This window comes from Dyella sp., assembly GCF_051962475.1.
GTDB lineage: Bacteria > Pseudomonadota > Gammaproteobacteria > Xanthomonadales > Rhodanobacteraceae > Dyella_A.
Window position 1 is genome coordinate 1 of the sequence record NZ_JBQCCF010000028.1, and the last position, 17,538, is coordinate 17,538.

The 17,538-nt window shown below is 69.2% G+C and carries 15 protein-coding genes; 6 read left to right on the forward strand and 9 right to left on the reverse strand.

Translation table 11 applies throughout. The annotated features are described in order from the left end of the window. A partial coding sequence (locus ACTHJF_RS05740) for a CBS domain-containing protein (protein ID WP_440266271.1) occupies positions 1-532 on the reverse strand: 532 nt, incomplete at its 3' end. 356 nt (positions 533-888) lie between these two features. On the opposite strand from ACTHJF_RS05740, the gene ACTHJF_RS05745 reads away from it, so the two are divergent. Both ACTHJF_RS05745 and ACTHJF_RS05750 read left to right on the forward strand, forming a co-directional pair. Continuing rightward, entirely contained in the window at positions 889-2,187 is a 1,299-nt protein-coding gene (locus ACTHJF_RS05745) for a phosphoribosyltransferase family protein (RefSeq protein WP_440266272.1), read from the forward strand. Beyond that, the gene (locus tag ACTHJF_RS05750) at positions 2,184-3,479 is read left to right on the forward strand and encodes an erythromycin esterase family protein (protein ID WP_440266273.1); all 1,296 of its coding nucleotides are present in this window, start codon (positions 2,184-2,186) and stop codon (positions 3,477-3,479) included. The genes ACTHJF_RS05745 and ACTHJF_RS05750 overlap by 4 nt, the downstream gene beginning before the upstream one ends. A 39-nt stretch (positions 3,480-3,518) precedes the next feature. Here ACTHJF_RS05750 and ACTHJF_RS05755 read toward each other — a convergent pair whose 3' ends face one another. After that, complete coding sequence (locus ACTHJF_RS05755; protein WP_440266274.1) at positions 3,519-4,400, reverse strand: universal stress protein; 882 nt, start codon at positions 4,398-4,400, stop codon at positions 3,519-3,521. Between the two features lie 218 nt (positions 4,401-4,618). On the opposite strand from ACTHJF_RS05755, the gene ACTHJF_RS05760 reads away from it, so the two are divergent. Beyond that, positions 4,619-5,446: a universal stress protein gene (locus ACTHJF_RS05760; RefSeq protein ID WP_440266275.1), complete on the forward strand. Its 828-nt coding sequence runs from the start codon at positions 4,619-4,621 to the stop codon at positions 5,444-5,446. A gap of 357 nt (positions 5,447-5,803) precedes the next feature. Beyond that, positions 5,804-6,532, forward strand: coding sequence for a Crp/Fnr family transcriptional regulator (locus ACTHJF_RS05765; RefSeq protein WP_440266276.1), 729 nt, complete (start codon positions 5,804-5,806; stop codon positions 6,530-6,532). 26 nt (positions 6,533-6,558) lie between these two features. On the opposite strand, the gene ACTHJF_RS05770 is transcribed toward ACTHJF_RS05765, so the two are convergent. Further along, positions 6,559-8,616, reverse strand: coding sequence for a PAS domain S-box protein (locus tag ACTHJF_RS05770; protein ID WP_440266277.1), 2,058 nt, complete (start codon positions 8,614-8,616; stop codon positions 6,559-6,561). After that, positions 8,613-9,365, reverse strand: coding sequence for a response regulator (locus tag ACTHJF_RS05775; RefSeq protein WP_440266278.1), 753 nt, complete (start codon positions 9,363-9,365; stop codon positions 8,613-8,615). The genes ACTHJF_RS05770 and ACTHJF_RS05775 overlap by 4 nt, the downstream gene beginning before the upstream one ends. A 195-nt stretch (positions 9,366-9,560) precedes the next feature. On the opposite strand from ACTHJF_RS05775, the gene ACTHJF_RS05780 reads away from it, so the two are divergent. Both ACTHJF_RS05780 and ACTHJF_RS05785 read left to right on the forward strand, forming a co-directional pair. Continuing rightward, the gene (locus ACTHJF_RS05780; protein ID WP_440266279.1) at positions 9,561-10,214 is read left to right on the forward strand and encodes a BON domain-containing protein; all 654 of its coding nucleotides are present in this window, start codon (positions 9,561-9,563) and stop codon (positions 10,212-10,214) included. A 91-nt stretch (positions 10,215-10,305) separates the two neighbouring features. Continuing rightward, positions 10,306-10,743: a universal stress protein gene (locus ACTHJF_RS05785; RefSeq protein WP_440266280.1), complete on the forward strand. Its 438-nt coding sequence runs from the start codon at positions 10,306-10,308 to the stop codon at positions 10,741-10,743. 25 nt (positions 10,744-10,768) lie between these two features. On the opposite strand, the gene ACTHJF_RS05790 is transcribed toward ACTHJF_RS05785, so the two are convergent. The 5 genes from ACTHJF_RS05790 to ACTHJF_RS05810 all read right to left on the reverse strand — a co-directional run bounded on the left by ACTHJF_RS05790 (position 10,769) and on the right by ACTHJF_RS05810 (position 17,451). Then, a complete protein-coding gene (locus ACTHJF_RS05790) occupies positions 10,769-13,993 on the reverse strand; it encodes an efflux RND transporter permease subunit (protein ID WP_440266281.1) in 3,225 nt (1,074 codons plus the stop codon). Beyond that, positions 13,990-15,081: an efflux RND transporter periplasmic adaptor subunit gene (locus ACTHJF_RS05795; protein ID WP_440266282.1), complete on the reverse strand. Its 1,092-nt coding sequence runs from the start codon at positions 15,079-15,081 to the stop codon at positions 13,990-13,992. The genes ACTHJF_RS05790 and ACTHJF_RS05795 overlap by 4 nt, the downstream gene beginning before the upstream one ends. Before the next feature lie 31 nt (positions 15,082-15,112). After that, positions 15,113-15,319 carry a YgaP family membrane protein gene (locus ACTHJF_RS05800; RefSeq protein WP_440266283.1) on the reverse strand — a complete coding sequence of 69 codons (207 nt, stop codon included), beginning with the start codon at positions 15,317-15,319 and terminating at the stop codon, positions 15,113-15,115. A 14-nt stretch (positions 15,320-15,333) separates the two neighbouring features. Further along, positions 15,334-16,623, reverse strand: a complete 1,290-nt coding sequence (locus ACTHJF_RS05805; RefSeq protein ID WP_440266284.1) for an NAD(P)/FAD-dependent oxidoreductase — start codon at positions 16,621-16,623, stop codon at positions 15,334-15,336. Positions 16,624-16,731: 108 nt separating this feature from the next. Beyond that, on the reverse strand, positions 16,732-17,451 hold the full coding sequence (locus tag ACTHJF_RS05810; protein ID WP_440266285.1) for a DUF4396 domain-containing protein: 720 nt from the start codon (positions 17,449-17,451) through the stop codon (positions 16,732-16,734). Between the last annotated feature and the right edge of the window lie 87 nt (positions 17,452-17,538).

Here is a 17,538-nt window from a genome sequence, read left to right on the forward strand (position 1 = left end):
GCGCCTTTCTGCTGGGGCTGCTGGGCCGCGGTCGCTTCGACTGAGGCGGCACCGGCCGGTGGCCTGCCCGCGCGGGGGCGGCACAGGGCCGTTCCCCCATCTCGCGCGTCTCCTCGCGGGTCAGCGCCTCGCCCAGGTCGACCATCTGCGCGCCGAGGGCCCCGGAGATGTCGTCGGCGCTGATCATGCCGGCCAAGCCACCTTTGGCGTTGAGCACCGGCAGGCGGCGCACGCCGTGCTCGCGCATGGTGAGGATGGCGGCGAACAGCCCTTCGGATTCGGTGCAGGTGACCACCGGCCGGCTCATGATCTGGCCCAGCGTGAGCTTGTCCGGATTGCCGCCGGTGGCGACCACCGCCACCACGATGTCACGGTCGGTGACGATGCCTACGGGGATGCGCTCGCCATTGGGTTTCTCGACCACCACCAGGGCGCCGACGTGATGCTGGCGCATCGCCTCGGCCGCTTCGCGCACGCTCACCGTGGCCTGGGTGCTCACCACCACACGGGTACAAAGGTCGGCAATGCGCATGGGCGCAGTCTCCGTTTGGGTAGGAAGGGTAGGCGGGACATGCGACGAGCAGGCATGCCGCGGCCGGTGTGCGCCGTGTGGCCAGTGATGTGGCACGCGGCCCACTGTGTCACCCGCGATCGATCACGGCGTGGCGAACGCGGTGGGTACGGGCAGAGGACACTGGCGGCTCCGGCGTGACAGGGCAGGCAGCCACTGTGCGTGGCTGTGCTCCATCGTTGTTGATCTGCATCAAGCGCAGACGCGATCGGCTTGATGCAGGTCAACGTGTCCACGCGCCAGGCGGCCGAGCATCGCCGAGCGATGTGCTGGGAGGGGGCGTGCATCGCGATGGACGGGACAGCGGAGGACTCCCCATGGCAGCGACCTATACCGAAGGCTTTGTCGATCGCGCCGACGCCGGCGAGCAACTGGCGCGAGCGCTTCACATCTATCGGGGTCGCCATCCCCTGGTGCTGGCGATACCCCGCGGCGGCGTGCCGGTGGGCCGTGTGATCGCCGATGCGCTGGGCGGCGAGCTGGACGTGGTGCTGGTGCGCAAGCTCGGCGCGCCGGCCAATCCGGAGTTGGCGATCGGGGCCGTCGACGAGCAGGGGCGCGTGTCGCTCAGCGACTACGCCGCGGCCACCGGGGCCGACGAGGCCTACGTGGCCCGCGAGATGGCACAGCAATTGGCCTTGATCCGTCAGCGACGCCACCGCTACCGGCCGCAGCATCCGCCGATCGACCCGGCGGGGCGGGTGGTCATCGTGGTCGACGACGGGCTGGCCACCGGCAGCACCATGCGCGCGGCCCTCGCGGCGGTGCGCGCCCGTCATCCTGCGAGCCTGATCTGCGCCGTGCCCGTGGCCGCACCGCCCAGCCTGGTGGAGCTGAAAGGGCTGGCCGATGACGTGGTCTGTCTCAGCGCGCCGCCCGACTTTCGCGCCGTGGGGCAGTTCTACCAGCGCTTTGAGGCGGTGCCCGACGAAGAGGTGATCGAACTCCTGGCCGCCGCGCCATCGGCGAAGGCGACGGCGGCCATGCAGAGCGTGCAGCTGCACCTGGACGGTCTGACGCTGCAGGGCGATCTCACCGTGCCGCCCCAGGCCCGCGGCCTGGTGATCTTCGCTCACGGCAGCGGCAGCAGCCGGCTCAGCCCACGTAGCCGGGCGGTGGCGGGCGTGCTGCACCAGCACAGGCTGGCGACGCTGCTGTTCGACCTGCTCAGCCCGGGCGAGGACGCCGATCGGCGCATGCGCTTCGATATCGCGTTGCTCGCCTCGCGGCTGGGCCAGGTGGTGACGTGTACGGCGGGCGTGCCGGCGCTGCGCGCGCTGCCGGTCGGCCTGTTTGGAGCCAGTACCGGCGCGGCGGCAGCGCTGATGGTTGCCGCGCAGCAACCCGACCGGATTGCCGCCGTGGTCTCACGTGGCGGCCGCCCCGATCTGGCCGGCACCACCGCACTGGCGAAGGTCACCGCGCCGACGCTGTTGATCGTCGGCGGCGCCGACACCGACGTAGCCACCCTCAACCGCCAGGCGCTGGCGCTGTTGCCCGATACCGCCGAGTTGGTGCTGGTGCCGCGCGCTACCCACCTGTTCGAGGAGCGCGGTGCCCTCGAACGCGTGGCCGCCCTGGCGTCGGACTGGTTCACGCGCTGGCTCGGCGCATGAGCACGATCGTTACCGCGCCGCTGGAGGCGATCCGCGCCATGGCGGTGCGGCTGGACGAGGTGGATCACGACTACGACGCGCTGCTGGACGCCAGCGTGGGACGCCAGTTCGTGCTGCTGGGCGAGGCGACCCATGGCACCCGCGAGTTCTACCGGATGCGCGCGGACATCACGCGCCGGCTGATCGTCGAGCAGGGCTTCGACGCCGTGGCGGTGGAGGCGGACTGGCCCGACGCCTGGCACCTGCACGATTACGTCGGCGGCGGTAGCGAATCGCTGGCCCAGGCGTTCGATGCCTTCGAGCGGTTTCCGCGCTGGATGTGGCGCAATGCCGACGTGCTGCCGTTCATCCGCTGGCTGCGTAGTGACAACCTGCGGCGTCGCCCCGAGACGCAGATCGGCTTCTACGGGCTGGACATGTACAGCCTGTACCGCTCGGCCGCGGCGGTGGTGGCCTACCTGGAGCGCGTGGATCCGGAGCAGGCCGAGCTGGCGCGCGAACAGTACGCCGCGCTCGACCACGTGCGCGACCCTCAGCGCTACGGTTACGAGGCGGTGATGGGTCTGCGTCCGGATTGCCGCGAGGCCGTACAACAACGCCTGATCGAGCTGCTGAGCCGGGCGCCGGAGTACCGCGAGCGCGACGGCAGCACGGCGCGCGAGGCGCAGTTCGCCGCCGAGCGCAACGCGCACGTGGTGGTCAGCGGCGAGGCTTATTACCGCAGCATGTTCGCCGGCCGTCAGAGCAGCTGGAACCTGCGCGACTACCACATGACGCAGACCCTGTTCGCGCTGCAGGAGCATCTGCGTGGCGGTGGCCGCGCGGGGCGGCTGGTGGTGTGGGCACACAACTCGCACCTGGGCGACGCCCGTGCCACCCAGATGGGCCACGCCGGGGAGTGGAACGTGGGCCAACTGGTGCGTCGGCGGGTCGGTGCGCGCGAGGCGTTGCTGGTGGGCTTCACCACCTACACGGGCTACGTTACCGCCGCCAGCGAGTGGGGTGGGGAGCCGTCCCGCATGGCGGTGCACCCGGCGCGTAGCGACAGTTTCGAGGCGCTGCTGCACCACACGCGGCTGGACCGGTTCTACCTACCGCTGCAAAGCATGGCGGCGAGGGCGCTGCACGATCCGATGCTCGAACGCGCCATCGGCGTGATCTACCGGCCCGACACCGAATACGCCAGCCACTACTTCAGCGCCTCGCTGTCCGAGCAGTTCGACGCGCTGTTCCATCTGGACGAGACCGAGGCCGTCGAGCCGCTCGATGACGGTGCGCACATCATCGACTGACCGACCGCCGCTCGCCCGCCATCGCACGGCGGGCGTGGGTCAGTGGCGCAGGAACAGTGGCAGCGTCGCGTGCTGCAGCAGGTAGTCGGTGGTGTCGCCCAGCCGCGCCTCGCTGCGTCGGGCCTTGCCGTTGGCGCCAGCGATCAGCAAATCGGCGCGGTGCAGCGAGGCCGCCGCCAGCAGCGCATGCCCGGCTGCGGTGCCGTGCGTGGCGACGATCTCCTGGCTGGCCTCGATGCCGTGGTTACCCAGGTGCGCCAGCGGATCGAATGGCGGCTGCAGTGCCACGATCCGCCCGCTCTCACGCGGATGCGCAGCGCGCAGCAGCCAGACGTCGTCGGCCTTGCGCAGCAACGGGATCGCCGCATGCAGCGATCGCGTGGATGCTGATGAGCCATCCCAGGCCACCACGATCCGTTCCAGCCGTCCCATGACGCAGAAGGTAGGCGGCACCACGATGCAGGGCTGGCCGGACAGCAGGACGCTGCGCAACAGCGCGACCATGGGGCCTGAGTCGAGCTGTGGGGGACGGCCCAGCACCACCAGATCGGCCGTGGCGGCGGCCGCGTCCAGCACGTCGCGCGGATCGCCCAGCGCCACCTGCCAGTGCGTCTCGTCCACGCCCAGGCCGCGCGCCCAGGTGGCGAACTCACGCCCGGCCAGCATGGCGTAGTGCACCTCGTCGGTGGCCTCGGCCATCCATTCGGCCAGCCCGGACGTCACGTTGCCGGCCGCCGGCATCACCGGCAGCGGTTCGCCTGCGTGCAGCCCGGTGAGTGACGCGCCGAGGGCCGCGGCCAGTTCCGCGGCATAGCCCGCACAGGAGCTCCACTGGCGGAAATCGCTGCAGTAGGTGAGGACGTCGCGTATGCCCGCTCCGGAGGGAGGGGCGGACACTTGGGCGCTGAAGGGAGTCGTCATGGCAGACGCGTACATGCGCACCGCACATCGAGGGATGAAGGGTTCGAGCACACCTTGCACGCGGTGGATAGGGCGATGCTTGATCCAGATCATCCCGGGCGCTCGGGGCGATGCACGATCGATCCTCCGGCACCGAATCGCGCACGGTTGATCCCGATCAATCCTCCGCCGGGCACGCGCCGGACACTGGTCACTTTCGGCAATACAGGCCACTGGCCATGAACGATTTCCTTATCCAGGTACGCTCACTCGACGCCTGGCCGCGAGCGGCCGAATACGGCGTGCGGCTGGCGGCGCTGACCGGATCGGCGGTGACCGGCGCGTTCGTATACCCCTCGCCGCTGACGCTGGCGCCCACGTACAGCTCGCCCGAACTGCTTGAGGCGATCCTCGCCAGCACGCGAGAAACCGCCGCGCTGGCCAAGGCGCAGGCGCAGCCGTTTCTGCACTGGGCGCGCGAGCAGGGTGCACCGCAGGCGGCATGGCACGCGGCCGAGGGCGATGTCGCCGGCGCGCTCGCGCACATCGGCACCTGGCACGACCTGCTGCTGCTCGATCGCGGCACCGATCCGGCCACCCGCGTGCCGGCGGAACTGGCGCGGATCATCCTCACCGTCGGCCTGCCGTGCGTGCTGGTGCCGCGCCATGCGATCGCGCGGGTGTCGCTGGACTGCATCGCGATCGGCTGGAACGGGTCGCAGGAGGCGGTGCGCGCGATCCACGCAGCGATGCCGCTGCTGCAGCGCGCTTCACGGGTGGTGCTGCTGGAAGGATCGCTGCGGCGCACCTACCCGGAGATCACCTGGAAGCCGCCGCTGGACATCGACCTGTACCTGCAGCGCCACGCCGTGCATGCCGAACACCGACCGCTGGCCAGCGATGCCGGCGAGGCGGGCGAGGCCCTGCTGGAAGGCGCCGCCCAGGTCGACGCCGACCTGCTGGTGATGGGCGCCTACGGCCGCAGCCGTTTCAGCGAGTGGGCGCTGGGCGGCGCCACCCGGCACGTACTGGCGGACGCCGCGCTGCCGGTGCTGCTCCGGCACTGAAACCGGCGCAATCGCGACTCGGCGCGACAGCAGGATCGGCCCGAGGCCACAGCAGATCATCGCGGTGATGGTGCCCATGATGAGCTGAGGGATGCTCCGTGCCTGCGCGCGCCCATCGCCATCCGCTCCATCGTGAGTGTCCGTCGGTACCGTCCAGCCACCGTGCGCAGCAGCTGATACGGCGGCTGGGATCGTCGACACCGACGATGCTCGACTGGCACGGGTGCCTGAGCCACATCGATGGTGTGCGCGGCTGTTACACACCGTTACAAATGGTTGCCGGATTGCGTTCGTGGGAGCGCGACCCGGCGCTAAGGTGGCACTGCACCTTTTCCCAGGCACGCCGAGGAACCTCTCATGTCCAGCATTGCCCACGATCTTGCCGCTCCTGTCTCCAGCCTCGCGCACGAGGCCATGCAGCCGCACCGCGTGGACGATGTCGACATCGACATGCTCCGCCGCCACATGACCGTGATCCGTCGCAAGGTGCTGGCGGGGCAGTACGTGTACCGGACGGGCCAGCCGTTCCACTCGCTGTTCCTGGTGCATGCAGGCTTCCTCAAGAGCTGCGAGCTGGCGCAGGACGGCCGCGAGCAGGTGACCGGATTCCGCATGCGCGGCGACCTGGTCGGCGTGGAGTCGATCGGGCTTGGCCATTACTCGTGTGACCTGGTGGCGCTGGAGGACAGCGAGCTGTGGGAGTTGCCGTATCCGCCGGTGCTGCTGGCCTGCCGCGAGTTGCCGCAACTGCAGACGAGGCTCACCACGGCGCTGGCCGAGGAGATCCGCCGCGACCGCCTGTGGATGCTCTCGCTGGGCACGCTGAGCGCCGAGCGCCGGGTAGCCGCGTTCCTGTTCGACGTGGCGCAGCGTCATGCGGCGCTGGGCTTCAGCCCGCGCCATTTCATCCTGCGCATGGGGCGTACCGACATGGGCAGCTTCCTCGCGCTCAAGCACGAGACGGTGACCCGCGCGCTGTCGCGACTGGCCGAACTGGGCTACATCACCGTGCAGCGACGCGAGGTACGCGTGCTCGATTCTGCGGCGTTGGCGCGTCTGGCCGGGCAGGGTGCGGCCGTGCATTGAAGCGCTCTGCGGGGCTGCCGCCTGCGTCAGCCCTGCCGCGTCCGGCGCATGTGTTCCAGGGCCTCGCGCACTGCGGTGCCCAATTCGTCGTAACGATACGGCTTGGGTAGCAACCGCAGCTCGGTGGCCGCGCGGGTGGCCTCGCGCAGGTCCGGCTCCAGGCCCGAGGTAAGCAGCACGGCCAGCGATGGGTAGCGGCGCTGCGCCTCGTGCGCCAGCTCCACGCCGTTCATGCCGGCGCCGAGCATCACGTCGGAGAACAGCAGCGCGATCGATGGCTGGCTCTCCAGCAACTGCAGCGCGCTGTCCGCGTCGGCGGCCTCGACCACCTCGTAACCCAACGCCTTGAGGAAGGCGACGGCGAGATGGCGCACGTCGGGCTCGTCCTCCACCACCAGCACGCGCTCCTCGCCGCGCTGGGTCGGTGCCGACGGCAATGCCTCATCAGGCGTGGTCACCGCCACGGGCAGCATCAGCTCCACCCGGGTGCCGCGTCCCAGCTCGCTGTCGATGTTCAGCTGGCCACCGGACTGCCGCACGAAGCCGTAGACCATGCTCAGGCCCAGTCCACTGCCTTTTCCGACCTGCTTGGTGGTGAAGAACGGCTCCAGCGCATGCTTCATCACCTCGCGGCTCATGCCGGTGCCGCTATCGGCCACCTCGATCACCACATAGCGGCCGGCGGCCAGGCCCAGTTCGCTGATTGCGGCGGGCACATGGCGCTCATGCACGCTTACCGACAGCTCCCCGCCGGTGGGCATGGCGTCACGCGCGTTGATCGCGAGATTCAGCAGCGCGGTATCGAGTTCGCCCGGATCGGCGTACACCGCCGGCATGCCGGCGGGGCAGTCCACGGTCAGCTTGATGCCTGCGCCAAGGGTGCGGCCAACCATCTCGGCGAGGCCACCCAGCGCGGCCGCGGGTTGCACAGCGGTGGGCACCAGCCGTCGACGCCGGGCGAAGCCGAGCAACTTGCGGGTCAGGCCGGTACAACGCTCCACTGCGCGCCGGGCACTGGCCATCGTGTCGCGCATCTGCTCGGCGTCGCCGATGCCAGCTTCGAGCAATTGCAGGTTGCCGGAGATCACCGTCATCAGGTTGTTGAAATCGTGCGCGATGCCGCCGGTGAGCTGGCCCAGCGCTTCCAGCCTCTGGGCGTGGGCGAGTTGCTCTTCGCTGCGGCTGCGCTGGATCGTCGCGGCCAGCATGTTGGCCACCGACTGCAGGAAATACAGCTTGTCGTGGCCGAACGCATCGGGCATCTCGGCAAGCGCTACCAGCATGCCCATCGGTTCGACGCGATCGAACAGCGGCGCCAGCGCCACATCCCGAAAACCCAGCCCCTCGAGCGCACGGCGGGTGGCGGCGATGGCCACTTCGTCCTCGCCCGGCGCCGCTTCCAGGGTGAGCACGCTGGGCGTGCGCCGCGCCAGCAGACCCTTGAGCTCGGTGTCGGAAAAAGCGTCCAGCAGGCGCCGCCGCAGCGGCTCGGACAGGCCGGTGGAGGCCCGCAGGCTGAGCTCGCCGCTCAGCGGCTGGATGAACACGATCGCCACCGCCTCGGTCTCCAGCGCCGCGGACAGCAGCGCCGGCATGCCGTCGATGGCGACGCCGTAGTGCGGCGACTCCAGCACCAGTCGCCCCGCCTGGGCCACGAACACGTCGTACCGCGCCCGCCGCATCACCTCGCGGGCACGCTGGGTGGCCGAGATATCGCGGATCGAGGCGGCAAACAGCGTGCCTTCCATCGTCACGATCGGGCTGAGCGCGATCTCCACCGGGAACGGCGTGCCGTCGCGCCGCACGCCCGTCAACTCGTAGCCCTCGCCCATGTTGCGCACGCGCGGGCTGGCCATGTAGCCGGCGCGATGCGCCGTGTGCGCCGCGCGCAGGTTCGCCGGCAGCAGGCATTCCACCTGTTCGCCAATCAGCTCGCCCGGCGCGTAGCCGAACAGGGATTCGGCGTGCGGATTGGCCAGCAGGATGCGGCCGTTGTTGCCGGCGACGATCATCGCGTCGGGCGCGGCGTCGAACAGCGCCTGGAACAGCTCCGACTCCGCCACCGCACGCTTGGCGCCGCTCACTCGCGCTGCACCGATTCGGTGAACAGGTAGCCGCTGCCGCGGATGGCCTTGATCAGCGTGGGGCGCGCCGGATCGGTCTCGATCTTGCGGCGCAGGCGCCCGATCTGCACGTCGATGGCGCGATCGTACGGGCCTGCGTCGCGCCCGTGGATGCGTGTCATCAGCTCGTCGCGCGACAGCACCTGGTTTGGATGCTCCACGAACAGGCTCAGCAGCTCGTATTCGCCGTGGGTGAGCGGCACGGTCGCTCCCTGCGGGTCGATCAGCTGACGCGCTTTGGGATCGAGCCGGTAGCCGGCAAAACCGTAACGTGGTGTCGGCGCGCCGGCATGATGGCCGCGACCGGCCTCAGAGGCTCGGCGCAGCACGCTGCGCACGCGGGCGAGCAGTTCGCGCAGCTCGAACGGCTTGGTGACGTAGTCGTCGGCCCCCAGCTCCAGCCCCACCACGCGATCCACCGATTCGCCTCGACCGGTGACGATGATCACCGGTCCGCGCCAGTGCTGGTGCAGTTCACGGGTGAGTTCGAAGCCGTCCTCGCCGGGCAGGCCCAGATCAAGCAGCACCAGTTGCACGCTTTGCTGGCCCAGGCAGGCGCGCATGGCCCGGCCGTCGCCCACCACGGTGACGCGAAAACCCTGGCCGGTGAAATAGCGCTGCAGGAGCGAACCGATCTCGGCGTCGTCATCGACCACCAGCAGGTGGGCGGTGGAGGGATTAGGAGGCTCGGGCGATTGCGGGTTCGACACGAAGATCCCTCCGGACGCGTCTCACGGGACGTTGCAGGGTGCGGACACCTGAGCGGACCGTACCGCTTGTCACAATACACCGGTGGGGTATCGCGCAACAGCGCCCGGACAACCTGCCGCGGGCTTGACCAGGGTCAATACCCAGACCGACGGACCGGGCAGGCTTGGCCTCCTGTCTGGTCGCGGAGAACGCAAATGAGTACCGACCGCCAATTGCAGCAGGATGTGATTGCGGAGCTGGGCTGGGATGCCGCCATCGATGCCAGCCGGATCGGCGTGGAGGCGAAGAATGGCATCGTCACCCTGTCCGGCCACGTGGAAAGTTATGCCCAGAAATGGTCGGCCGAACGCGCTGCGCAGCGCGTGAGCGGGGTCAAGGGCGTTGCCGTGGAAATCGACGTGGTGCTGCCCGGCAGCAGCCAGCGTACCGATGCGGATATCGCCAGCGCGGCGCGCCATGCGCTGGAGTGGAACGTGCTGGTGCCGCGCGACGCCATCGCCGTCATGGTCGAAGACGGCCACATCACCCTTTCCGGCGATGTCGAGTGGGCCTATGTACGTACCGCGGCCGAATCCAGCGTGCGCGGCCTGCTGGGGGTGAAGGGCGTGAGCAACCTGATCCGCATCCGCCCGCAGATCAAACCCGGCGACGTGAAGGTGAAGATCGAGGCTGCGCTGCAGCGTCGCGCGCACCTGGATGCCCGCGCGATCAGCGTAGAGGTGGACAAGGGCACGGTCACCCTGGCCGGCACGGTCGATTCGCTGGCCGAGCGCGTCACGGTGGAGAACGCCGTATGGAATGCGCCGGGCGTGCAGAAGGTGGTCGACAACCTGATCGTCGCGCGTTGATGCGTCGCGCTTCGCCGCCCCGGCGGTGAAGCCGCGGCGCGACGCGCCTTGCAGCCACGCCAGCGCCGCCGCGGCGCATCGGAGCCCGCGCATGTTTCAGCACATCCTTATCGCCACCGATGGCTCGCCGCTGTCGCAGCGTGCCGCGGACACCGGCATCGCCCTGGCGCACAGCCTGGGCGCCAAGGTGCACGCCTTTCACGCGGTGATGCCGTTTCCGGCGGTGGCTTATTTCGCCGAAATGTTGCTGGCCAGCCAGGCCCAGTACACCGAGGCCGCCCTGGCGCGGTCCCATCAATATCTCGACGACGTGCGCCAGCGGGCGCAGGCCGCCGGCGTCGCCTGCGAGGCCAGCTTCGCCGTCAATGCGCACCCGCACGAGGCGATCATCGCCTCGGCCAGGGAGCACCATTGCGACCTGATCGTGATGGCCAGCCACGGTCGGCACGGGGTGCAGAGCGCGCTGCTGGGCAGCGAGACCCATCGCACCATTCTGTACGGCGACCTCCCGGTACTGGTCTGCCGCTGATGATCTGCGCCGGGCGGGTTCCGGATCACGGCGTCGACCGCGCCGAGCCGCGCGCGAGCCAGCCGAAGTAGAGCAGGGGAATCACCAGCAGGGTCAGCGCGGTGGAGACCAGGATGCCGAAGATCAGCGACACCGCCAGGCCCTGGAAGATCGGATCGTCGATGATGAAGAAGCCGCCGATCATCGCCGCCAGCCCGGTCAGGGCGATCGGCTTGGCGCGCACCGCGGCCGCATCCACCACCGCCTCGGCCAGCGGGCGACCGGCCGCCGTGGCGTGGTTGATGAAATCGATCAGCAGGATCGAGTTGCGCACGATGATGCCGGCCAGCGCGATCATGCCGATCATCGAGGTGGCGGTGTACTGCGCGTCGATCAGGGCGTGGCCCGGCATCACGCCGATCACCGTCAGCGGGATCGGCGCCATGATGATCAGCGGCACCACGTAGCTCCTGAACTGGCCCACCACCAGCAGATAAATGAGCGCCAGGCCGACGGAGTAGGCCAGGCCCATGTCGCGGAACGTCTCATAGGTGATCTGCCACTCGCCGTCCCACTTCACCGAGGCACCGGCGGTGTCCTGCGGCTGCGCGATGAAATGCTGCGCCAGGATCTGGCCGGCGATCGCCTTGTGGTGCAGCTCGCTGACCAGCGAAAACATCCCGTAAAGCGGGCTGTCGGTGGCGCCGGCGTCATCGCCGGTGACGTCGGCGTAGGGCAGCAGATCCTTGTGGTAGGCGGCGTCTTCCCAGGCTGCGGCGCGCACGCTCACCACCTCCGACAGCGGCACCAGCGCGCCGCTCTGCGCACGCACGCGCAGGGCCAGCAGTTGCGGCAGCGAGGCCTGATCGGCCGGCGACAGGCGCAGCCGCACCGGTACGGCGTACTTGCTGTGGCCGTCCATCAGGTAGGTGGCGTCGTCGCCCGACAGCGCCGTGCGCAGGGCCTGGGCGATGCCGGCCTGGGTCAGGCCGAGCTTCGCGGCGCGCTCGCGGTCCACCACCATCACCTCGCGCGGCGTATCGGCCTCCACGCTGGTGTCGATGTCGACCAGGTCCGGGTGGGCATGGAACACCTGCTCCAGGCCGCGGGCGACCGCGCGCACGGTGGCGTCATCCGGCCCGTATACCTCGGCCACGATGGGCGCGAGCACGGGCGGCCCGGGTGGCACCTCCACCACTTTTACCGAGGCGCCGTAGCGCGCACCGATCTTCACCAGCGTCGGGCGGATGCCGATGGCGATCGCGTGGCTCTGCTGGCCGCGATGCTGCTTGTCCACCAGGTTCACCTGCAGATCGCCCACCAACGGGCCGCTGCGCAGGTAGTACTGGCGCACCAGGCCGTTGAAGGTGATCGGTGCGGCCACGCCGGCATAACCCTGCCAGTCGTGCACCGCCGGCAGCCGTGACACCGCCTGCGCCAGCTCGCCGAGCAGGCGGTTGGTACGCTCCACGGTGCTGCCTTCGGGCATGTCCACCACCACCTGGAATTCGGACTTGTTGTCGAACGGAAGCATCTTCAGGATCACCGAGCGCGTCGCCACCAGCCCTACCGCGATCAGCACCAGCAGCCCCATCGCGGCGAACAGCACGCGCCGCCGACGCGGCGCCTTGGGGCCGTCGATGAACGGCGCCATCAGCCGACCGAACCACCGATGCAACCGCCCCTGCGTCGCGGTGGCAGTCGCCTCGTGGCCCTGGCCATGGCCGCCATGGCGCAACAGGCGCAGCGACAACCACGGCGTCAGCACCAGCGCCACGGCGAGTGACAGCAGCATGCCGGCCGAGGCGTTGATCGGGATCGGCCGCATGTACGGGCCCATCAGTCCGGACACGAACGCCATCGGCAGCAGCGCGGCGATCACGGTGAAGGTGGCCAGGATGGTCGGCCCGCCGACTTCGCTCACCGCTTCGGGAATCGCCTGGCGCAGCGTGCGTCCACCCAGGGCCATGTGCCGGTGGATGTTCTCCACCACCACGATGGCGTCGTCGACCAGGATGCCGATGGAGAAGATCAGCGCGAACAACGAGACGCGGTTGATGGTGAAACCCATCGCCCACGACGCGAACAGGGTAAGCATCAGCGTGATGATCACCGCACTGCCCACCACGATGGCCTCACGCCAGCCCAGCGCGAACAGCACCAGCACCACCACCGAGGCGGTGGCGAAGATCAGCTTGTGGATCAGCTTGTCCGCCTTGTCGGTGGCGGTCTGGCCGTAGTCGCGCGTCACCGTCACGTGCACGCCGTTGGGGATGAGCACGTTGTGCAGCGCTTGCACTCGGGCGGCGATGGCGGTGGTGATGTCCGCCGCATTGGCACCGGGTTTCTTGGCGATCGCCAGGGTGACCGCCGGCGCCATGCCGCTGCCTGGCCCGCCCTTGCCGGGAGGGGCGCCGAACCAGGTGTAGTGGGCCGGCACGTCGGCGCCGGCGTGGATACTGGCTACATCGGAGAGAAACACCGGCTGACCGTCCTTCAGGCCGATCACCAGGTGGGCGACATCCGCCGCGTCGGCCAGGAAGGTGCCAGCGGTCACCGGTGTGTCACGGTCGCCGGCGATGCGCTCGCCCGCCTGGGTCACCCGGTTGGCGGTTTTCAGCGCGCCGGAGAGGTCGCCCACCGCCAGGCCGTGCGAGGCGAGCTTGGCGGCATCGAGCTCGACCACCACCGCGCGATCGGGCGCGCCCACCGTGTACACGTCGCGGGTGCCCGGAATACGCTTGAGCTCGGTCTCCAGCGTGTGCGCCACCTCGGCGAGGCGGGTGGGGCCCTGGTCGGCGCGGTCGCTCCACAGGGTGAGCGTCATCACCGGCACGTCGTCGATGCCCATGGGCCGGATCAGCGGCGGCCCCACGCCCAGGTTCGGCGGCACGAAGCCCTGGTTCTGGAACACCTGGTTGTACAGCCGCACGATCGCGGTCTGTCGCGGCACGCCCACGCGGAACTCCACCGTGATGATCGCCAGGCCCGGCCGGCTCACCGAGTAGACGTGCTTGATGCCCTCGATCTCCGAGAGCTTCTGCTCCAGCGGGTAGGCCACCAGGTTTTCCACGTCGCGCACGTCGGCGCCGGGGAAGGGCATCATCACGTTGGCCATGGTCACGTCGATCTGCGGCTCCTCCTCGCGCGGGGTGATAGCCATCGCAGCGAGCCCGAGCAGCAGCGCCGTGAGCGCCAGGATCGGCGTCAGCGGCGAACCCTGGAAGATTCGCGCGATGCGCCCGGAAAAACCCAGCCTGGCTTCGCTCACCGGGCCGCTCCCTGCGAAGCGACGAGGCTGCGTGCCGCGGCCGCCGGATCGGTGGCGATGCGCTCGCCGCCGTCGAGCCCGGCCAGCACCTCGATCCGCGCACCGTAGCGCTCGCCGGTGCGTACCTGGCGCAGCGACACGCCGGCGTCGCCGATCACGTACACGCCCTGCAGTTCACCGCGGCGCACCATCGCGTTGGCCGGCACCAGCAGCCGTTGCGCCTGGCCGGTATGGAAGGCGACCTTCACCGTCATGCCCGGATACAGGCCGGTGTCCTCGCCCGGCAGCTGCGCGCGCACGGTGAAGGTATGGGTGAGCGGGTCGGCGTAGGGAAACACGGTGACCTTGCTTGCGACCACGCGGCGCGGCGGGTCGCCGTCGAGCACGATCTCGGCGGCATGGAACGCGCGGATCGCAGCGATCGCGCTCTGCGGCACCTGCACCGTTACGCGCAGATCCGCCAGCGAGGCGAGGGCGATCAACGGCTGCGGCGCCGGCGGGCCGGACTGCACCGACTCACCCACCTGCACGTAGCGGCGCGTGATGATGCCGGCATACGGCGCGCGCACCTCGGTGTAGTTCTGCTGCATACCGACCTGGCGCCAGGTCGCCTCGGCGGCGGTCAGCGCGGCCTGCGCGTTGTTGCGCTGGGCTACCGCCTGATCCAGCTCGGCCTTGGCGATCAGCCCCTTGGCGGCGATGGCGGCGATGCGCTCATAGTTGACGCGAGCGTTGGCATAGGTGGCGCGGGCCGCGGCGATCTGCGCCTGCGCCGCACGCGTGGCCGACTTCTGCTCCACGTCGCTGAAGCGCACCAGTACGGCGCCGGCCGGCACCACGTCGTTGACGTCGTAGGGCAGCGCCACCACGCGGGCGTTGGTCTGGGCCGACAGCACGGCGGCGTTGACCGCTTCCACGGTGCCATCCCACACCTGCTGCTGTGGCGCGCTTTCCACCTTCACCACCAGCGAGGCCAGCGCCGGTGGCGGCGTGCCGTGGGGCGGCGGTGGCGCGGCCTTCTCGGCGCACGCCGTCACGATCATGGCGATGGCCAGCGGCCATGCCAGTTTGCTTGGGTACCGTCCCATCGTCGGAATCCGTGGCGTGGTGTGGCCGTGCTCAGGAAGGAAAGGCGCTGCCGTGCTTCACCCCGAGGCGCGCCAGCAGCCAGGCCAGCGGGCAGAAACCGGTAAAGGCCGACTGCAGCAGGTTGGCGCCCACGAAGCCGGTCAGCAGCAGCCACCAGGGCGATACGGCGAGGCTCAGCACGATGCTCACCAGCACCATGGCGCCGGCGAACGCGAAGACGATGCGGTCGATGTTCATGGCGGTCTCCAGGGTCAGTGGCCGGCGCGCGGCGGCTTCAGCGAATGGATGCCCAGCGCCTTGAGCACGTAGGTTTCCACCACCGGGTGGGTGCGCCCGGTACGCACCTTCTGCAGGAAATACTTTTCGAAGGCGATCTTGGCCAGCCGCACCCATTTGCCCTTCTTCACCCACGCCACATTGCGCGGGGGAATCTGCGGCAGGGCGACGAACGCCGCGCCGGTCTCGCCCATGTCGGCCAGGCACACGGCGTTCCACGTGGCCTGCGCGTGCGGCGCCTTGCCGGCGAGCTCATCGCGCAGGTTCTCGGCGATGGCGCTCACCATCGACTCGATCATGAAGCCGGTCTTGGGCGCGCCGGTAGGCACCGGCGTGGCTTCCACCGGCGGGATCGCCACGCATACGCCGGCGGCGAAGATGTTGGGGTAGGTGGGATTGCGCTGGTGCTGGTCGATCAGCACGAAACCGCGCGGGTTGGTGAGGCCGGCCACGTTACGCACCGCATCCACGCCGGTGAACGCGGGAATCAGCATGGCGTAGTGGAACGGCAGCACGTGCGTGTGCGCCACGCCGCCCTTGGCGTCCAGTTCATCGAGCTTGATCTGGCCCGCTTCGATCGCGCTGACCTTGGCGTTGGTGACCCAGCGGATATCGCGTTCACGCAGCGCCGATTCCAGCATGCCCTTCGAATCGCCCACGCCGCCCAGGCCCATGTGGCCGATGTACGGCTCGGCGGTGACGTAGGTCAGCGGCACCCGGTCGCGCAGCTTGCGACGGCGCAGGTCGGCGTCCACGATCATCGCGAACTCATAAGCCGGTCCGTAGCAACTGGCGCCCTGCACCGCGCCCACCACGAGCGGGCCGGGGTTCTCCAGGAACGCCTGGTAGGCGGTCCACGCCGTTTCGGCATGCGGGCCGGTGCACACCGACTGGGTGAAGCCGCCCTCGGGGCCGAAGCCGGGCACTTCGTCGAAGGCCAGCCGCGGCCCGGTGGTAATCACCAGGTAGTCGTACTCGAGCACCTGCCCATCGGCCAGTTGCAGGCGGTTCTCGGTCGGCAGGATCGAGTAAGCCGGCACCGCGGTGAATTCGATGCCCTGCTTTTGCAGCGGCTCGCGCACCTCCACGCGGATCTTCGCCGGCTCGCGCCAGCCCACCGCCACCCACGGGTTGGATGGGGTGAAGTTGAAATAGGGGCCATCGCCGACCAGTCGCACCTGATGGCCAGCACCCACCGCCGCCTTGATGTCGTAGGCGGCCGAGATGCCGCCCAACCCCGCACCCAGAACAATGATCCGTGCCATGGCTCACGCCTCGCTTGCTACGTGATCCAAGCGTGGATGCAAGCGCGCGGGGAGCTGTTGAGCTGGGTCAAGAAACGCAGCGATGGCCAGGCGCTGACAAGGTTGACGCTACATCGCTTCCTTGATGCCGCGCCGGAGCAGCCAGGCGTTTACCGGGTAAGCGGTGAGGAAGCCGCACAGCATGGCGATCTGCATCATGAACCAGAACACCGGCGTGCTCTTGTCCAGCCGATGGCCGAAGATCAGGAAGATCGCGATCGCCATCCATCCATACATGCCCACCTGCCACGCCGTCAGCGAGAGGGTGTCGGCCTTCAGCGCCGAGACGAACGCCTGGCCGGGCGACTGGTCGGTCATCGGCTTGATGGTGAAGTACTGGAAGGCGATGCCGATGACGAAGGCGGCGACGTAGTCGAGCAACCAGCCGGTGAGCAGCTCGCTGCCGAACCAGACGACGGGGAAGGCGAGCAGCAGCGATTCGACCAGCAGGTCGCCCAAGGTGCAGCCGCTGCCACAGTGGCTGGCGGCCAGCGCCACGCTCTGTGGCGAGGGTTTTTTCTTGTTGTCGCCCTGGGTTCCCTGGTGCGATTCGCCGGGCGATTTGCTGTCGTCATGCTGGGCTGCGTTGCGGGCGCGTGGCCGTCCCCAGCGCCAATACGCCCACAGCCCCAACGGTCCGGCATACAGCGCGGTGACCGGCCACACCACGTGCATGATCGCCATCGGCTGGCGGTGGCCGCGCAGCATGTCCAGCACGATCCACAGCGCACAGGCCACGGCGAGGGCGAGCGAAATCTGGGCGATCGTCGTCAACCACATGAGCGTCATGCACCTCCTTCGGCGACCACGGTGCACCGGCCGCGGTGCAACTGCGGTCAACAGCCCGCGAAGGCGATGGAGGCGGACGGGACCATG